Raw genomic sequence first — 17,471 nt, forward strand, 5'->3', positions numbered from 1 at the left:
TTTTAACTATTTTTAAACCGGTGCTGCCGGGCCAGGCAGCCGGCTGTTTGGCGGGCAATAACGCCCTCTTCATCGGATGGAATCACATAAACACCTTTGACGGCTGTACCGGAGGCACCGGGCACATGCGGTTGCAGCGGATCTGTTTGAATACCCAGGAACGTTAATCCTTCGCAAACCCGCTCCCGGATAACGGGAAGGTTTTCACCAATGCCGCCGGTAAATACCAGGATGTCTGCACCGCCCAATACCGCCGCCATGGCCCCGATCTGTTTTTTAACCTGGTAGCAATACATCCGGATGGCCTGTGCAGCAAGAGCGTCGGATGATTCCCGCTCCAGTAACCCAGACAGGCTATGCTTGCTTTGGGAAACGGCCTGTAAACCGGAGTTCTTGTTAAAAAGCAGGTCCAGCCCTTTGGAAGTAAGCTTCTTTTGGGTAAGCAGGTACACGGCCAGGCCGGGATCGATATCGCCGCAGCGGGTATTCATCATCAGTCCCCCGGCCGGGGTAAAGCCCATTGTGGTATCAATGCTTTTTCCATGCAGTACCGCTGTAATACTGGATCCGCTGCCCAGGTGTGCAATGATGATGCGGTATTTGCCGGGATCTATTCCAATATCCTGTAAATATTGTAATGCTGAGATACAGGAAAGTCCGTGAAACCCATATCTTACCAGCCCTTCTTTCCACAGGTAGCGCGGAAGCGCATAATGTCTTGCTTCAAATGGCATATGACGGTGAAAACCAGTGTCGAAGCAGGCCACCTGCAACACCGCCGGAAAAATACGTTGAAAAGCCGCAATGGTTGTCAGCGCCTCCGGCAGGTGCAGCGGTGCCAGGGCTTTAATGCTTTCCAGTTTTTTTAAAAAGAAATCATCAATAATTTCGGTAATGCTGCTATGAGAACCGCCATGTACCACGCGGTGTCCGATGGCCCGGATAGGGCGTTGCCTGCAACAAACTGCTAATATACGCGCTGTATATACGGTTAGCTTTTCAAAAGTATCAAAGGGCATGGTTTTTTCCGTTGTTCTCTGGTGCACCCGGTCGTTTAGTTTTAACATGGCTGTTCCGGAGCCGATACCGGTGATGGAACCTTTTAATAACAGGTGCAGATCGTCATCTGCCGAAAAAACAGCGAACTTGATGGAAGATGAACCGGGATTTACAGAAATCAGCAGTCCATGCTCTTCCGGCAGATTTCCTGTTATAGAAGCACTCATATAATTGAAGGGGCAAAAAGCCCGCCATGCGTTTTCACAATTCATAAAATGCAGGAGGTGACAACCCGTAATCATTGTGTGGATTTTTTTGCCCGTATGCAGAATAATATCTACACCCGATACCCCGGTTAGCTGGTAAAAGGAGGTGGTTCAGGTTCCGATTTTGGGCTTGCTTCTTGGAACGGATACATGTATACGTCATTAAAAATAAAACATTATGAAAACCATTTCTTATAAAGACCCGGTGCAGCAGGAAGTGATCGACATTGCCTATTGCGATTATGGGGCCGGCAGGCCGGTATTGCTGATCCACGGCTGGCCGCTGAGTATGGAAATGTGGGAGTATCAGTTGTCGGACCTGGTAGATAACGGAAACCGGGTGATCCAGTATGACCGGCGGGGTTTTGGACATAGCAGCAAGCCCTGGCTGGGATATGATTACGATTCCCTTGCTGCCGACCTGGATGCGCTGATGGTAGCGCTGGATCTGCAGGATGTAACACTGGTGGGTTTTTCTATGGGCAGCGGTGAAGTAGCCCGGTACCTGAAAAAATACGGGCACAGCCGGGTAAGCAGGGTGGTGCTGATTAGCCCGGTACTGCCATTTCTGATGAAGACCGCCGGAAACCCTGATGGTGTGGATGCTGCTGTTTTTTCAGCCATGATCTCCGGTGTTAAAACTGACCGCATCGGGTTCCTGGAAACCTTTATGAATGATTTTTTTGGTACTTCGCTGTTGAATAAACCGGTAGGCAAGCCGTTGCAGGAATATTACCGGGGGCTGGCATCCTGTGCCGCTCCACATGCCACGGTACATTGTGTTACCAGTTTTTCAGCTACGGATTTCGGACCCGACCTGGATGCCATGGATCTTCCGGTATTGCTGGTACATGGCGATGATGATGCCATTGTGCCCCGGGAGGTTAGTTCAGACCGGCTGGCCGCACTGCTGCCACAGGTACAGTATGCGGTGTATGCAGGCGCCCCGCATGGTTTGTTTTATACCCACCGCGGACGGCTGAATAAAGACCTTGTAAACTTTTTGAATGGCGTGCCATACCAGGAGGATACGGGTGAATCCCTGCCTCCGGTTATTCCGCCGATCCTTTTTTAAAAAATAAAGACCATGAAAACAAATAAGAAAGACCAGTCAAAACTGGAAGCCGTACCTACCCGCAAGACGGCCCATCGTCAAAACAAAGATGCGCTGGATAGCCGCGAGGGAGAGGAACAATTGTTTAAGGGCGATGATGTAACGCATAACCATAAGGAAAAACAACATGCGCGGAAAAACCTGAAAGAATGACCCGGTGATGGTTTGCAAAAAAAGAACGGGGCAACAGGTGATCATATCTCCTGCTGCCCCGTTTCCTGATAGCTTAACAAATAAAAGCGGTTTTATTATAGACGCGCTATTTCCAGTATTTTGCTTTTATACTTTTTGCTGAATCCAGGTGCTTCTGAAGCTGGGGAAGGGTTTGATCTGCAAAGGCCTTAATGTCCGGGTCCTGTGCGTATTTAACCGCATCCTCAAATTGGGATACAGCATTTTTATGTTCATCAATGACCTCATTGATATAAGCGCGGTCAAAGCCGCTGCCTGCAAGATCCGATAACCGGCTTATGGTTCGTTCATCACCCGCTGCTGGCGGAATGGTAATATTCTTCCGGGCTGCCAGGTCCTTGATGGTTTCGCTTAACTTTTTATGCTCCCGCGATAACATCCCCGAAAAATCCTTTACAGTGGGAATGGTGGCTTTTTGTTCGGCGAGTGTGGCCAGGTCCCCTTCTTTAAGCGTGTTGTCTGCTGCTCTTACAAGAAATGCCGCACTGGTACTATCGGCGGTAACAGCAAGGCCACCTGCAGAACTATCTTGCTTTACCTCATTGGTTGAATCTGCCCGGGCAATGGGGGTTTTGGGGTTTTGACCGCAGGATAAAAAAAATACTGCAGCAACGAATACGGTACTTATAGTTTTCATTTTTTTTGTTTTTTAATGATCAATAAATGAATGGTCCGGTCCGTATTAAGACAAAGCAGGAACTTCGCCAACGATAACAGTAAAAAAATGATGCCGGTTTATTTTCTGCCCTCTGAAAAATAATCCCATCATCATATACGGCAATATTTTAAATAAATAACCGGTTGATTGTGCGCAGCGCCGGCGAAAAAACTGTGCCCCGGATCCTGTATGCAGGCCATTTCTTTATTAAAGGATCCCGTAAAGATTTCTACAGATCCGGGAACCTGTTCCCCCTTAAATATTAAAATCTGCTTTGAGCCGCTGATATCCGGAATGGCCGGGCGGGAACCAGCCCATCGTCCAACGGAAACAGCTGTGATTTGTGACACATAAAAATATTGGGGCAGCGCTCTCTTGTAAGAAGAATATTCCTGAAATACCGCTGTAGGTGTTCCGTGCATATCCTGTTTATGCCTTTTGCATATTTCTTAACACTTTTATCTGGTTATGCGCTTCCTGTAAGGAAGCTTTTTGCGAAGAAAGCAATGCATGGATCTCTTCAGGCAATCCCGGTTCGTTCAATGCATCATCATAAGCGCTTTGTACAGCATCTTCAATTTGTTCACAATCTTCGAGCGCTGTTTTTCGATCAGAGGTTACTGTAAATACTGCTTTTACATCCAGCCAGAGCCGGTACAGTTTGCCGGATCCGGTTGTACCTGTTGCCGGTTCACCTCCCAGGAAACTTACCATTTTTGAGAGATCCGTATTGTAGTCGTAGCTATTGGTAATCATTTTACCAAAAAGAATTTTGAGATCCGTATCATATCCTTCTCTTAATTCATTGCTTACTTTTTCATATCCCGCTATACGGTCGTTGTTGATGCGGATAAGGTCATTTAACAACATACTGTGGTCCTGGTAATTCATAACATATATTTTTATCGGTTTACAAAAAGGTGTTTTATTAAATGGGGATCGAAGCCCTTTTCTGATGTCTTTCCCGGTACAGGTAGTTAGTTGAGCTCAACTATTACGCCAAACACCGAAGGATGGGGAATGGTTTTTTGAAGGTGCTGCTGGTATAGTCTTTGTGATTTTTGGGTAAGGTCATACTTGGAGGTTTCAGCGGTGCGTATTGCCGTACCGCTGAACAGGGACCTAAAACAAAATGTATTGACAGACGTACATCAAACAATTGAAGTATTGAAACGAAGACCACTGGTTTTTGATCTTTTTATAAACCGGCTCTACAGCTGGTGGCCCCGGGCCTATACCTGGGCAGGGGATACACTGGTAAATATCGAAATTGATGCGGTTGCTGATGGCTGGTGTACAGAAACGGGTCCGCTTGGATTCCGGTGCAACTGGGGGCGCTTGGTCCAGGTAGTACCGGGTGAAAAACTGGTATTGCTCTGGCAGATCAGTCCATCAAGGGCGCCTGAACCGGATCCTGATAAAGCAAGCCTGGTGCAGGTACAATTCGATGATGCCTCACATGGCGCTACACGCGTAACGATAAGGCATATGGGTTTTGAAAACCATGGAGATGGAGCTGCTGGTTATGCAAAGGCCATGGATTCAGATAAGGGCTGGAAATACATCCTGGAAACATTTGCAGATTTTGTACGGGATTATGCAGCGCCGGTTTGATCGATCGTGTAGAAATAACGCCCGAAAATGTGATCTTGTACACAAACTGAGGAAGAAAACGGGAACCGGATCTTCGGAAAAAAGCTGTTTGGAGCGGGCTACTCAGCTATTGAAAAAATAACTGTGCATAAGAAAAGGCTCTTATTGGTTGTTCCTCAATGCTTGTTTTCACAAAATTAAAGATAACCTTTTCTTAGCCCCTGGCTTTAAGCCGGTTTGGCAAACCTTTTGATTCTCTTTTATAAGTCACTTTCCTTAATTGAAAAACAGCAGTGCTTGCTATCCTGTGAAAATACCTGGTAAGCCCGATCATGAATCTAATAAAAGAAAAATATGAGACCACCTGCAAAAAAACATGATGATGGAATCTTTAGCCCGGATTTTCGTCATAAATTCCCGGTAAGTTTTACCGCGGATGCCATCAACCAGCTAACTTCGGCTGAACCCGCGCGGTTTGATATTAAAGAGTGGGTATGGCATATTGAAGTAGTTAACGGCGTGCAATATTGTATTGTTACGGACCGGTTACCGCATCCGGAAACAGCAGAACAGTGTGTGATGCCGGATCCCGTTGATCCTCCGGGCGTTTCATGGGGTATTTAATTTTTTTCTTTTTTCAGAATGCGCAGCAATACGGACTCCGTACGGGAATTGCCCTGTGCAGACCTGCCGGCTGCATACCGGGATAATCTTCCTGTTTCATATACGGTTAGTACAAGCGGATGTACATAATGTTTTTTGCAGACCGATCTCGTATTGCCCAGTGTAGCGGCTACTTTATCGAGTGCTTGCAGAATATGATCATTTTTTTGTTTTTCGGTTTCAAAAGCGCCGGCCTTTAACAATGCTTCCACGCAGGTAACGGTTCCTACCCAGGTGCGAAAGTCCTTGCTGGAAAAAAGATCGCCGGATACCTCCTGGATATAGGTGTTGATATCTTCACTATGAATGGCTTGGTGCTGGCCGGATTCATCTATATATTGAAACAATTCTTTACCCGGAATTTCCCTGCATTTGGCAATAATGCGGGCCAGCCGGGCGCTCCGGAGGGTGAGTTTTTGTTCAACCCCTTTTTTGCCTTTAAAGCTGAACAGAAGCTGATCACCCCGGATCCGGAGGTGGCGGTTTTGAAGGGTAGACAGGCCAAAGGATCCATACAGTTTTTCATAAAAATGATTACCTACCCGCAAGCCGGTTTTATCCATGATGCTGACTGCGGCGGCCAGCACTTTTTGCTTTGACCAGCCTTTTTCCTGTAAGTGCTTCCGGATGGTTTTTCTTAATTGCGGAAGTGCTTTTCCGAATAATAAAAGACGATGAAATTTTGTTTCGTTTCGCAAGGCATTCCAAGATGGATGATACCGGTATTGCCTGCGCCCCTTTACATCAATTCCGGTACATTGGAGATGCCCGTTTGGGTTTTCACAGATCCATACATCCCGCCACGCGGGAGGAATGACCAGGCTTTTGATCCGCAACAGGGTATCTGGATCCTTTAGCGGCTGTGCATTTTTCAGATAGGCGAATCCTTTTCCTTTTTTAATTCTCCGGATCCCGGATCCATTAACAGTGATATACGTTAAAGAGGCGGCAGCGGCGCTTTTAACCGGATCCCCGGAGAGGATCCCGGATATATGGTTTGACATGGGCAGAGGGGTATGTATGGTTGCTAAATGCAATGGATGGTTGTTTAATCTTTTGAATGGTTGCGGATAAACCGGATTTTCTGCTGTACAAATCCAAAACCGGGCCGGTGTAAACAAGGCCCATATAACGATTGATATGATCATAGTGGATGACTGGCGGGAACAAGGCACTACATAAAATGTGGAAACTTTTACTCAAAACAATCTAAGCCGGCGGTTTATAAACCGGGTTATGGATGGTAATGCCGGGATGTAGGGGGGAAAAGACTTTGGCCCGCTGCTTGCGATTTAGGTGATGAAGAAGCAGTTTCCGGTAATTCGGGGGTTTTGGTATCCGGAATCGGGGGAGTGCCGGGGTACTCCCCGTTTTTGTTTTAAGATAAAACAGGAGCGTCATTTTTAAACCGTTTTCCATGCGTATATATTTATTTTTTATTGGGATGATATGCAGTGCTGCAGGAATATTTTCCTGTAATCAGCATCCTGCCAACCAGAAAGATGCTGCCAATGACAGTAACGCGGCGCGGTTTAAACAGCATAGCCGGAATGCCGTTTCCGCAACATTGGAAGGGGATGCCCGTTTTGCGGTGGATGCCGCCGGATCGGGTATGGCGGCGGTTGAACTGGGAACGACGGCCAGTGACCGGGCGTTAGAAAAACCGGTGCGGCAATTGGGTGATAGTATGGCGCATAACTATTCAAATGCAACGGCAGCCCTGAAGCGTATCGCCGAAACAAAAAAAATCAGCCTCCCGGCAGCGCCGGCGGATGGAAACAGGTTACGCGAGATGCGCGCTTTAAAGGGCAGGGCCTTTGATGACCGGTACCTGAAGCAGGTAAAACAGATGCATAGTGACGATATTGAACTATTTAAAAGATATATCAGCGCCGGAAAGGATTCGGATCTTCTTCATTGGGCCATTCTTCGGCTGCCGGTTTTAGAACAGGGCCTGGAGTACGTAAAACAGGTAGACAGTCTGGTGGCGCAACAACGCCGGACCTATTAAGCGGAGGGTTGGGATTTTCAACTGCTTCCGGCTGGTTTAAGACATTTTTTTATAAGGACCAGGGGTATGAAAAAAGGAAAGATCTATATCGGAACTTCGGGCTGGCACTATAAACACTGGAAGCAGGTGTTTTATCCGGATACAGTGCGGGAGCAGGATCAGCTGAAATATTACCAGGAGCAGTTTAAAACAGTAGAACTTAATAATAGTTTTTATCAGCTGCCCGCTCCGGAAACTTTTAAAGCCTGGGCTTCCATGGTTGCAAGCGATTTTATTTTTTCGGTTAAGGCCAGCCGCTTTTTCACACATATGAAGAAGCTGCTGGTAACTAAAAAAGACCTGCAACCTTTTTTTCATAATGTGCAGCAGCTAAAGAAAAAGCTGGGACCGGTGTTGTTTCAATTACCCCCGTTGTGGAATGTAAACCCCGGCCGGCTGGAGCAGTTTCTGCAATTGCTTCCAAAAAAGCACCGTTATGCTTTTGAATTCCGGAATATGAGCTGGTACGATGAGCGGATCTATATGTTATTGAAAAAGTATCATGGTGCTTTCTGCATTTATCACCTCGATAAACACCGGTCGCCCCTGGTTGTAACCGCAGATTTTGTTTATGTCCGCTTACATGGTCCGGGAGGTAAATACCAGGGGAAGTACAGCAGGCCGGTATTAAAAACCTGGATGAAACGGTGTAAAGAATGGCAGGCAGCAGGGAAAGATGTATATATTTATTTTGATAACGACCAGGCGGGGTATGCCGCAGCTAATGCACAAAGCCTGTCCCGGATGCTTGAATAATGCGGGCACTGTGCTGTACTGCCGGAAAGGTTTCTTACTTGTAGCCGGTCGCTTTAGAATGACCGGCAACATACAGATCATTTAAAACAACCTATCAAAAAATAATAATGGAAAAAGAAACATCATCGGAGAAAATGAATACTATTTCAGAATGTCTTCGCAAGGCTGTAGCTTCGGGGTATGTGAACGATTTTTTTGTGTTGGATAACGGACTTTCTTATAAGGACGCGTTACAGATCTATCCCCCGGAAGCAGTCAGCATCCGGAATTTTTACCGGTTCGAAGGGGAAAGTGATCCTGCTGATAGTGCGATCCTTTATCTTATACAGACAAGAGATGGCGTTAAAGGAACCTTATTGGATGCCTATGGGATCTATTCGGATAAAGGCATCAGTAATTTTGTAAGAGGCATCAGGCGCATGCGCAAACAGCAGCCGCGGCCTCAGATGCATAGGGGCGTGCGTATGGTAATGGTGGTAATCGCCGCTTATACCTTGTGGAGGATCAGCAAACGGCTGCTTCGTTAACTACCTTGGAAAGGAAGGAAAAAAAATGAGGCTGTATCAAAAGTCGCTTTATGGCCTGTTGTCATGCTACCCGTCGCGCTCGCCGAGACAATGAAAGGTGATCCTGAACCTTCGTATGTGTGTAAAGTTAATTTCAAGGGCTTAGATCAAAGCTGCAGCGCAGCGTTGCTATTATTAGCAACGAACACAGGAAGGAATGGAGGTGCAGCGCACCGGTAATATAAACCGTCTTACAAATGATTCCCGCCGCGCTGCGGTTAACAGCAAGTACCTGGGCGAGACGCACGACCTTCAGGTATACCGATTTTCCGAAGTGTTTGTCATGGCTGCATCCGAATGTTCAGATGATCGGTTCTGCCTGCCGAAAACCAGGCCTGACAATAAAGACTTTCGACAGTACCGGAAGATGCCGCATGATCTGCGGATAATGTTACACAGAATAGGAAAAAAAATATGGGGAAACGGGATCAGATGCCACGGTTTCCTGGGCCTGAATTGTGGCGTTTTAAGGGAAGGATCCGGTATACAAATAGAGTGGGACCGTAAACTATTAGCACTGAAACCGTTGACCGGTGCGGGTCCGGCGATTTCTCCATCCCCGGAATCGAAACAGCAGAACGGAAAGGTTTGGCATTGTTTTTTTACTTTCATTAGAAAGTTTTCTTCCGGGGTGTGTCCTTATCGAAAGATATGCACTGAGAATAAACCCGTAGAACCTGAAACGGATCATGCCGGCGAAGGAAGAAAGAAAATTTTTGTCCCCCGCTTTATGCGGGGGGCTTTTTTATAATGGTTATAGAACTCAATATTGTTTCCTTAAAGCTGCGGATCACGCCCGGGGCGCGACAAGTTGCGCAGGTTTGGTGCCGGCTTTAACCACATCAATGTTGCAGAAAAGCGCCGCAGGAGCAATCAGTGTATCTGCGGTAACCATAAATTGCTTAAAGAAATGGCATTGATATGTAACTTATTATGATCGGGGATGCACTCCTTTGTCCGGTAATTGAAGTAAGCCCATATACAGACTGTTTGTTCAGATGGCACAGGATTACCAGCCGGCGTTCGAATAAAATGCCGGGAACGGATGTCTGCCTGAACATTACTTCCTGGGTTTAGGAAGCATAAATGTCAACAGCAGTATAACAACGATTGCCAGGATGGCTGTAGAAAATACAATTGGAAACATCTTTTTTTATAAGTATGCCCAAATTTTTTGCCAGCAAGGGCTGGTGCCATAAATAAAGTACCAGCCGGGGATCCACATCTCCGGAAAAAGACGTGGATGACTGGCTAATTGAACAACAGCTCGTCTAAAAATACCCAGCCTTTTTCACCCTTGCCGCGGTGCCAGGAGGGCAGCGGGTTTACCGGTTTGGCGACTACTTTAATGATCTGAACCGGTTGTGCGGAAAATTTACAGGTATAGCCGGTAATATAAATGGGTGCAGCGGAAGCCGGTTGCGGAGGCGTGGAACGGCCCAATAATTTCAGCGACCGGGCGGAGGAGCCTCCCCATACCTGCAGTTCACGGGCCGGCATGATGTAACTATCAATAGCAACCAGGGTGCTGAAGGTAACGGAGCTTACCGTTACCGGTTGTTTAAAAAACAGGAAGGCTTCAAACGGCGCCTCTTTATATCCGACCCATTCCTTTGTGCCGAAATTTTCTCTCCCCAGTTGCCCGTCAATAAATGCTTTTCCTCCTTTTATTCTTGCCTGGTATTCTTTTTCTGGTAATGTAGTCAGGTGAATACTGTCTGGCTGAATGCTGCTTTTATAAAAACTTTCTTTTGCCAGGTCGCTGGTGGTCCATCCGGGAAGATAGGAGCGCGCCTTAACGGTAACTGTTTTGTCAATGGTAACGGGGGCGGTATAGGCAGGAGAGGTAAGACTGTCCGGCTCGCTGCCATCCAGCGTGTAACGGGTTAGGGCCCCTCTTACCGGGTTTTTTAGTGCTAATGTAAGCGTGTTTTTAAAGATCCGTTGATCCGTTTTAAATACGGGGGTACTCAGTTTGGCTACCACGGTATCGCCCTTATAACCGATATCAAACGTTGTTTTGGGAAACCGGCTCTTTAGCGGCCCCAGATCGTTCCCCGTGAACGCCGTATTCCAGATCTGTACGGAGCGGAGGTCTTTTAGAGGAGTCAAAACGGAAAGCTGTTCCGGCCGTACACCGGTTCCCGACAGCGACAACTGCTTCAGGTGCGACAAACCGGTAAGGTACCGGAGACCTTCTCCTTTAATGGCCGTAAATGCCAGGTTAAGCGTGCGTAGATTGGAGAAGGTGCCAATCGTTTTAAGATCCGGATCTGTTACCGGCATTTTATCCAGCTGCAGGGAAATGATATTGTCTTTGATCTGCTCCAGTTCTTTTAGTTGTTCGGAACTGAACCGGGCGCTGCCATAAAAATTTACAGAAAGGGCCGGGGAGCCTTGTGCCAGGGGCGTAACCACCCGGTATGCGGTATTAAGACCTGCAACCAGTTTTTCATCGGCAGCTTTAAAATTGTATTCCTCTGTTTCGCTGCTTTTAAAGAAGGAGGCGGCAATCGTCCCCAGGGAATCGTTGCCGGGCAGTTCGGTTACCTTCTTCGTAAAACTGGCACCATCCTTTATCCAGAAGTAAAGGAGCCGGGTTTCTTCATCGCTGAGTTGGGGTTTGCCTTTGGGGGGCATATGTTCCTTGCTTTCCAGGGGCAGATGGAGCCGTTGCATCATTAAACCGAGGTCTGCGGCTGCAGTATCCCATAATTTTCCGTTCTTTCCGCCTTTAAGCAATAGCCGGGTTGTTTCCATGACCAGCTCTCCTTTGGCCTTGCTGCTGTTGTGGCAGCCCATACACTTGTTTTCGAAGATGGGCTGGATCAAATGGGTATACACTACAGCTTCTTCCAGGGCTACCTGCGGGCCTTTATTTACAGTCGTTACGGGTGACAAAAGAAAATTATCCCCGTGTGTGATGGTGGCTCCTTTATGCCCGGTAACCAGCAATACTACCGCAGATAAAAGACCCGTACCAATAACCGTGGAGCGTTGCGCACGTATGCGATTACGAAAGACATACCACAAAAAACTGATAAAGGAACAAAGGATGCCCATCCATTTATGGGTGCTGATGGCTGCGGCGTCGTAGCCCTCTTCTTTTGATAAGAGCAACCCCATGAGGGCCGCGATGACCGTGGTAAAGGAAGCCGCCAGCAACAGGTTGTCGGCTATTTCCTTCAGCGCGGCCTGCCTGGGCGAACGAAGCATTATTTCGAACAGCACGGCGATGAGCAATAATACAATCGGGAAATGCAGCGCCAGCGGATGTGCGCGGCCAAAGACCTGCAGAAAAACCGGTATCTTCAGGTAGCGATCAAACAATACCAGGAACAGCAACAGGCCATTCAATGCAATACATGCATTAAAAATCATTTCCCTCCACTTCAATTGCTTCATGATCGGTTTATTTGCTTGCTCCAATAGTTAAGGTAGGGGTGTTCTAAACCACCGGTTCCAGCTTATAAGGATATACTTTCCCGGAATTCCACTGTGCCACATACAGGTTTTCTTCATCATCGATGCATACATCATGCGGGTACTGGAAAACCGGGTCGGTCTGGTACATTTCCTGCAGGTTGCCCTCTGCATACAGGGGCGCACAACCGGCGAGGTTGGAGATGACCTGGTTGTTTTTATCGAGTATGGTTACAAAACCGGATCGCTGATCCTGTTTGCTGTTGGTTTGCAATACCGCCGCATACAGATGATCGCCTTTGATCACGGGGCGGCATACCCAGGCGCCCGGCATCGCGATCGTGTCGATATAGGCACCTTCCATGGAATACCGTTTAAATGCATTTTCCCTCCGGGAGGTTACGATCAGTACCGGCTTTTTATGGCGCCGGTCGATGCAGATGCCATGTGCGTTGAGCAGGTGTTTGGGTTCATTGCCCCGGCCGCCGAAATGCCGGATATAACGCCCTTTATGATCATATTGTATGACAAAGTCTTTTCCATAGCCATCCACCACATAGATATCTCCATTCGGCGCTATGGCTGTTTCTGTAGGAACGTATTCTTCTGCCCTGGTATACGCCCCGGTTTCTTTGGGATAATCCAGTACCAGTAATACCCGGCCGTCGATCGTGGTTTTAATGACCTGGTGCCGTTTATTATCGCAGATGAACAGTGTGTCTGTTCCGTTTTCATGAAACAGGGTGAGCCCGTGCGCCCCGGGATAGTCGGTGCCCCAGGTGTTTAGTAACTTACCGTTCTTATCATAAATGATCACGTTGTTCTTTGTTTCATTGGTCAGCAACAGGATGCGTCCTTTGTGATCCTGTACCATTTCGTGGCAGTCGTTAACCGGGTATCGGGCCACATCGGCCTGGCTCCATTGGGTATTTAAACGGTACCGTTTGTTACCCTGACCCAGTACTACCTCGTTTTTTATCAGCCATTCAGGAAGATAAAACGCACCGGCCATACCCAATGCCGCATGTTGAATAAAATGTTTTCTGTTCATCATTTATTGATTGGTTTTGGAATGGTTGCTTAAATTTCCACATTTCCACATTTTCACATTCAATAGGGCGACCGGGGCGACACAGCACAATTGCGATGTTTTGAAACCGGCGCTTATTTTTTGCAATTTGGTTCTTGTTTTTTGTAATTTGTTTTTTGTCTTTTGGTTCCACATTTTCACATTCCCACATTTTCAAATTTCCAAATTACCCTACGCCATCAAACCCGTTACAATTTTACCCGCCACATCGGTAAGCCGGTAACGGCGTCCCAGGTGTTTGTACACCAGGCGCTCATGATCCAGTCCCATCAGGTGCAGGGCCGTTGCGTGAAAGTCGTGTACATGCACCGGGTCGGAGATGATATTATAACCGAATTCATCGGTTTCGCCATATACACCGGGCTTTACGCCGCCGCCGGCCATCCACATCGTAAAGCAGCGGGGATGATGATCGCGGCCGTAATTGTCCTTTGAAAGGGCTCCCTGGCAGTAATTGGTGCGACCGAATTCTCCGCCCCAGATGACCAGGGTTTCATCCAGCATTCCCCGTTGCTTCAGGTCAGTGACGAGCGCTGCGGATGCCTGGTCTGTATCCTTACACTGACCGGCAAGCTCGTTGGGAAGATTGCCATGGCTATCCCATCCCTGGTGATACAGCTGTACAAAGCGCACACCGTTCTCTGATAATTTGCGGGCTAAAAGACAGTTGGCTGCATAAGTGCCGGGCACCAGGCAATCGGGCCCGTAAAGCTTAATGATGGACTCGGGTTCCTTACTAAGATCGGTTACTTCGGGCACGGCGGTCTGCATCCGGTAGGCCATTTCATATTGCTGTACCTTGGCTTTTATTTCCGGGTCGCCTACAACGCCGTAGCTTTCATTGTTCAGTTCGGAAAGATGATCCAGCATTTTCCTGCGTTCGGTCTTGTCCATACCATCAGGATCATTCAGATAAAGCACCGGGTTTTCGCCGTTACTGAATTGTACTCCCTGGTGTACCGAGTCTAAAAAACCATTGGTCCAGAGCTTGGAATATACACCCTGCCCATTGCCCTTTCCTTTGGAGAGCAGTACGCAAAATGCCGGCAGGTTTTTATTTTCGCTGCCCAGGCCATAGCTCAGCCAGGCGCCCATACTGGGACGGTTGCCGACCTGTGCCCCGGTTTGAAAAAAAGTAAGTGCCGGGTCGTGGTTAATGGCTTCGGTATAAAGACTCTTTACAATGCAAAGGTCGTCTGCAATACGTGCCGTATACGGCAGGAGATCGCTGATCCAGGCGCGATGCGCGCCATACTGGTTGAATTTAAACACCGTGCCGGCCAGGGGAAACTTTGCCTGGTTGGCCGTCATGCCGGTGAGCCGTTGACCCTGCCGTATGGATTCGGGAAGATCCTGGCCCTGCATCTCGTTCAGTTTGGGTTTATAGTCGAACAGGTCCAGCTGGGAAGGCGCTCCGTTCTGGAAAAGATAGATGATCCGTTTGGCCCGTGGTGCAAAATGCGGAAGTCCCGAAACAACGGCTTCTTCCAGGTCCTTGCCACTAAAAAATTCAGGGATCAGCAACGTGCCCAGCGCCGCACCGCCAATACCCATTCCAAGCTTCGTAAGAAAGCGGCGGCGGTTGTGGTTGAGGCCATGCTCCAGTACTTCTTTTTCCATATCATCCGTTTTAAACTTTTACAATCGTTTCTTCCATATTGTAGATCATATTGATCACCCGCATCAATGCCGCTGTTTTTGCAATACCGGCCGGGTTGCCGTGATGGGGATATTCGCCGGTAGCGATCGTTTGCTCTGCAATGGCCCGGTTTGCTCCAAACAACTTCAGCTGATCATCGTAATAACTGTTTAATACATCCATTTCCCGGCTGCCGGGTTTACGGCAAAGAATGCTTTTAAATGCCGTGGTAATGGCGGCCTGGGCATCCTTTTCCGAAAGGCTTTCTGCAAACACCCGCGATGCTTCCAGCACCGTGGGGTCATTCATCATAATCAGCGCCTGCAGCGGCGTATTGGTCGTAAGCCGGCTTACCTCGCATTGATCCCGGTTGCTGGCATCAAAAATGATCATGGAGGGTGGGGGAACGGTCAGTTTTATAAACGTATAAATCCCCCTGCGGTAAAGATCGCTGTCGCTATCCTGGCTGTAAGAAGTAAGGGCTCCCCGTCCGGAGGTAGCCGCTTCCCACAGGCCTTTGGGCTGATACGGTTTTACGCTGGGGCCGCCGATGGTTTTATTCAGCAAACCGCAGCTGCCCAGCACTACATCCCGGATGCCTTCTGCCGGTAAACGGATACGGGAAGTGCGCGCATAGTATACATTGTCCGGATCTTTTTCCAGGGCTTTGGGATCGATCTTTGAAGATTGCCGGTAGGTAGCAGATAATACCATCTTACGGACCAGCTGTTTCATATCCCATCCGTGCTCCATAAAATCTACAGCCAGCCAGTCAAGCAGTTCCGGGTGCGTAGGCAAATTACCCTGCATGCCAAAATCGCCCACTGTTTTTACGATGCCTTTGCCAAAAAGCTGTTCCCAGAGCTGGTTTACAAATACCCTTGCGGTAAGCGGATTTTGTTTGTTTACCGTCCATTGTGCCAGTCCCAGTCTGTTTTTGGAATAGCGGGTAGTGTCGAAACGCATTACGTTCTGTAACGCCCCGGCGGTTACCGGCTCACCATGCTGATCATAAACACCGCGGTTTAAAACATAAGTGGTCCGAAGGGTATCCAGTTCGCCCATTACCGATACATTGATGCGGGCGGTGTCTTTCCGGTTGATAAAACGGAGCAGGTTTTGGGTATCATCAGTGGTTAAGGTAAGGATGGGTGTTTTTGCCGGTCCTGAATTTACCAATCCTTCCAAACCCTGTTCTTTGCTGTTATTAAAGAAGGCAAAGAGCTTGTAATAGTCTTTCTGTGATATGGGGTCGTATTTGTGATCATGACACTGGGCACATTCTGCAGTCATAGCCAGGATGCCCTTGGAGAAGGTCTTTACTTTATCAATAGCATATTCCACACGGTATTCCTCCGGTATCACACCGCCCTCTTCGGTTATTTTATGGTTGCGCAGAAAGGCCGTGGCCAGTAATTGTTCTTTCCCCGCATCCGGAAGCAGGTCACCGGCCAGCTGCCAGGTAATAAACTGATCATAGGGCATATTGCTGTTGAACGCATGAATAACCCAGTCGCGGTAAGGCCATTGTGTACGGATATCGTCATCCTGGTAGCCGTAGCTGTCGGCATAGCGTGAAATATCGAGCCAGTGCCGTGCCATTTTTTCCCCAAACTGGGGGCTTGTCAGGAGCCGGTCCACCGCTTTTTCATAAGCCGTATTACTGTTGTCGGTTTCAAAAGCCTGCTGCATTTGCAGATCCGGAAGCAGGCCGGTAAGATCCAGCGATACCCGTTTCAACAGCATGTCTTTGTCTGCTGCGGCATTGGGCTGAAGCTGGTGTGCTTCCATCTTTTCCGCTACAAAGTAGTCGATCTCGTTCCGGGCCCATTCCTTGTTGCCGATATCGGGCAGGGCTGCCTTTTTGGGTGCGATAAAGGCCCAGTGCTTTTCATAAGGGGCGCCCTGTGCGATCCAGCGGGTAAGGATGCCGATTTCTTTTTCATTGAGCACACCCAGGTGCGATTCCGGTGTGGGCATCTGGTAGGCGGGATCGGCTGATGTTATTCTTTTGATCAGTTCCGATGCTTCCGGTTTTCCCGGAACGATTGCATAGGCCCCCTTTGTTTCACGCAGCGGGGCTTTGGCATTGGCCTCGATGTCGAGGCGCAACCCCGCTTCCTGTTTGTTTTTATCGGGGCCGTGGCAGGCAAAACATTTGTCCGAAAGAATGGGACGGACATCATAGTTATAGCTGATCCTGTTTTTGGAATTGCGCTTTTTTGCCTGGCTCCGGCAACCCGCAGCAAGTGCAGCAAAGATGAATACCATGAATGTGATGGCGGCAAACGTCGTAAGTTTCATTTCTATACGTATAAAAAAGAAATGGTGCTGAAAACGCGCTCTCAGCAGGATAAATTTAAGCATAAAGTATCGTTTGGAACGGGGTTTTGGTGGCTGTAGCATAAAAAAACATCGGAGCGCATACATGATGTTCAGACATATGGATCGTATGTATGATG

General features: G+C 48.1%; 15 protein-coding genes and 1 riboswitch. Of the genes, 7 read left to right on the forward strand and 8 right to left on the reverse strand.

Going from position 1 to position 17,471, the window contains the following annotated elements:
* Positions 1 to 2: 2 nt before the first annotated feature.
* Positions 3 to 1,301, reverse strand: coding sequence for an acetate/propionate family kinase (locus Q1V85_RS14940; protein WP_300601250.1), 1,299 nt, complete (start codon positions 1,299 to 1,301; stop codon positions 3 to 5).
* A gap of 142 nt (positions 1,302 to 1,443) precedes the next feature.
* On the opposite strand from Q1V85_RS14940, the gene Q1V85_RS14945 reads away from it, so the two are divergent.
* Both Q1V85_RS14945 and Q1V85_RS14950 read left to right on the forward strand, forming a co-directional pair.
* Positions 1,444 to 2,340, forward strand: coding sequence for an alpha/beta hydrolase (locus tag Q1V85_RS14945; RefSeq protein ID WP_300601251.1), 897 nt, complete (start codon positions 1,444 to 1,446; stop codon positions 2,338 to 2,340).
* Positions 2,341 to 2,352: 12 nt separating this feature from the next.
* Positions 2,353 to 2,532: a hypothetical protein gene (locus Q1V85_RS14950; protein WP_300601252.1), complete on the forward strand. Its 180-nt coding sequence runs from the start codon at positions 2,353 to 2,355 to the stop codon at positions 2,530 to 2,532.
* A 106-nt stretch (positions 2,533 to 2,638) separates the two neighbouring features.
* On the opposite strand, the gene Q1V85_RS14955 is transcribed toward Q1V85_RS14950, so the two are convergent.
* Both Q1V85_RS14955 and Q1V85_RS14960 read right to left on the reverse strand, forming a co-directional pair.
* Complete coding sequence (locus Q1V85_RS14955) at positions 2,639 to 3,208, reverse strand: DUF4142 domain-containing protein (RefSeq protein ID WP_300601253.1); 570 nt, start codon at positions 3,206 to 3,208, stop codon at positions 2,639 to 2,641.
* A gap of 450 nt (positions 3,209 to 3,658) precedes the next feature.
* Positions 3,659 to 4,120 (reverse strand): PA2169 family four-helix-bundle protein, encoded by a 462-nt coding sequence (locus Q1V85_RS14960; RefSeq protein WP_300601254.1) that lies wholly within the window; start codon positions 4,118 to 4,120, stop codon positions 3,659 to 3,661.
* Positions 4,121 to 4,366: 246 nt separating this feature from the next.
* Here Q1V85_RS14960 and Q1V85_RS14965 point away from each other — a divergent pair, with 246 nt between their 5' ends.
* Positions 4,367 to 4,843: an SRPBCC domain-containing protein gene (locus Q1V85_RS14965; RefSeq protein ID WP_300601255.1), complete on the forward strand. Its 477-nt coding sequence runs from the start codon at positions 4,367 to 4,369 to the stop codon at positions 4,841 to 4,843.
* Positions 4,844 to 5,176: 333 nt separating this feature from the next.
* A complete protein-coding gene (locus Q1V85_RS14970; RefSeq protein WP_300601256.1) occupies positions 5,177 to 5,446 on the forward strand; it encodes a hypothetical protein in 270 nt (89 codons plus the stop codon).
* On the opposite strand, the gene Q1V85_RS14975 is transcribed toward Q1V85_RS14970, so the two are convergent.
* Complete coding sequence (locus tag Q1V85_RS14975; protein WP_300601257.1) at positions 5,443 to 6,489, reverse strand: DNA topoisomerase IB; 1,047 nt, start codon at positions 6,487 to 6,489, stop codon at positions 5,443 to 5,445. The two genes, Q1V85_RS14970 and Q1V85_RS14975, sit on opposite strands and share 4 nt — an antisense overlap.
* 413 nt (positions 6,490 to 6,902) lie before the next feature.
* On the opposite strand from Q1V85_RS14975, the gene Q1V85_RS14980 reads away from it, so the two are divergent.
* The 3 genes from Q1V85_RS14980 (at position 6,903) to Q1V85_RS14990 (ending at position 8,818) form a co-directional block, all read left to right on the forward strand.
* A complete protein-coding gene (locus tag Q1V85_RS14980; RefSeq protein ID WP_300601258.1) occupies positions 6,903 to 7,496 on the forward strand; it encodes a DUF4142 domain-containing protein in 594 nt (197 codons plus the stop codon).
* 66 nt (positions 7,497 to 7,562) lie between these two features.
* Positions 7,563 to 8,291, forward strand: coding sequence for a DUF72 domain-containing protein (locus tag Q1V85_RS14985; protein WP_300601259.1), 729 nt, complete (start codon positions 7,563 to 7,565; stop codon positions 8,289 to 8,291).
* A 107-nt stretch (positions 8,292 to 8,398) separates the two neighbouring features.
* The gene (locus tag Q1V85_RS14990) at positions 8,399 to 8,818 is read left to right on the forward strand and encodes a hypothetical protein (protein ID WP_300601260.1); all 420 of its coding nucleotides are present in this window, start codon (positions 8,399 to 8,401) and stop codon (positions 8,816 to 8,818) included.
* Positions 8,819 to 9,474: 656 nt separating this feature from the next.
* Positions 9,475 to 9,579, forward strand: a riboswitch (TPP riboswitch).
* A gap of 529 nt (positions 9,580 to 10,108) precedes the next feature.
* Here Q1V85_RS14990 and Q1V85_RS14995 read toward each other — a convergent pair.
* From Q1V85_RS14995 to Q1V85_RS15010, 4 genes are all read right to left on the reverse strand, one after another.
* Positions 10,109 to 12,262: a DUF2231 domain-containing protein gene (locus Q1V85_RS14995; RefSeq protein WP_300601261.1), complete on the reverse strand. Its 2,154-nt coding sequence runs from the start codon at positions 12,260 to 12,262 to the stop codon at positions 10,109 to 10,111.
* A gap of 43 nt (positions 12,263 to 12,305) precedes the next feature.
* Positions 12,306 to 13,334 carry a 6-bladed beta-propeller gene (locus Q1V85_RS15000; RefSeq protein ID WP_300601262.1) on the reverse strand — a complete coding sequence of 343 codons (1,029 nt, stop codon included), beginning with the start codon at positions 13,332 to 13,334 and terminating at the stop codon, positions 12,306 to 12,308.
* A 207-nt stretch (positions 13,335 to 13,541) separates the two neighbouring features.
* Complete coding sequence (locus tag Q1V85_RS15005) at positions 13,542 to 14,990, reverse strand: DUF1501 domain-containing protein (RefSeq protein WP_300601263.1); 1,449 nt, start codon at positions 14,988 to 14,990, stop codon at positions 13,542 to 13,544.
* A 10-nt stretch (positions 14,991 to 15,000) separates the two neighbouring features.
* Positions 15,001 to 17,376: a PSD1 and planctomycete cytochrome C domain-containing protein gene (locus Q1V85_RS15010; RefSeq protein WP_300601265.1), complete on the reverse strand. Its 2,376-nt coding sequence runs from the start codon at positions 17,374 to 17,376 to the stop codon at positions 15,001 to 15,003.
* Positions 17,377 to 17,471 lie beyond the last annotated feature (95 nt).

This window comes from Niabella sp. (genome assembly GCF_030150205.1).
Taxonomy (GTDB): Bacteria; Bacteroidota; Bacteroidia; order Chitinophagales; family Chitinophagaceae; genus Niabella.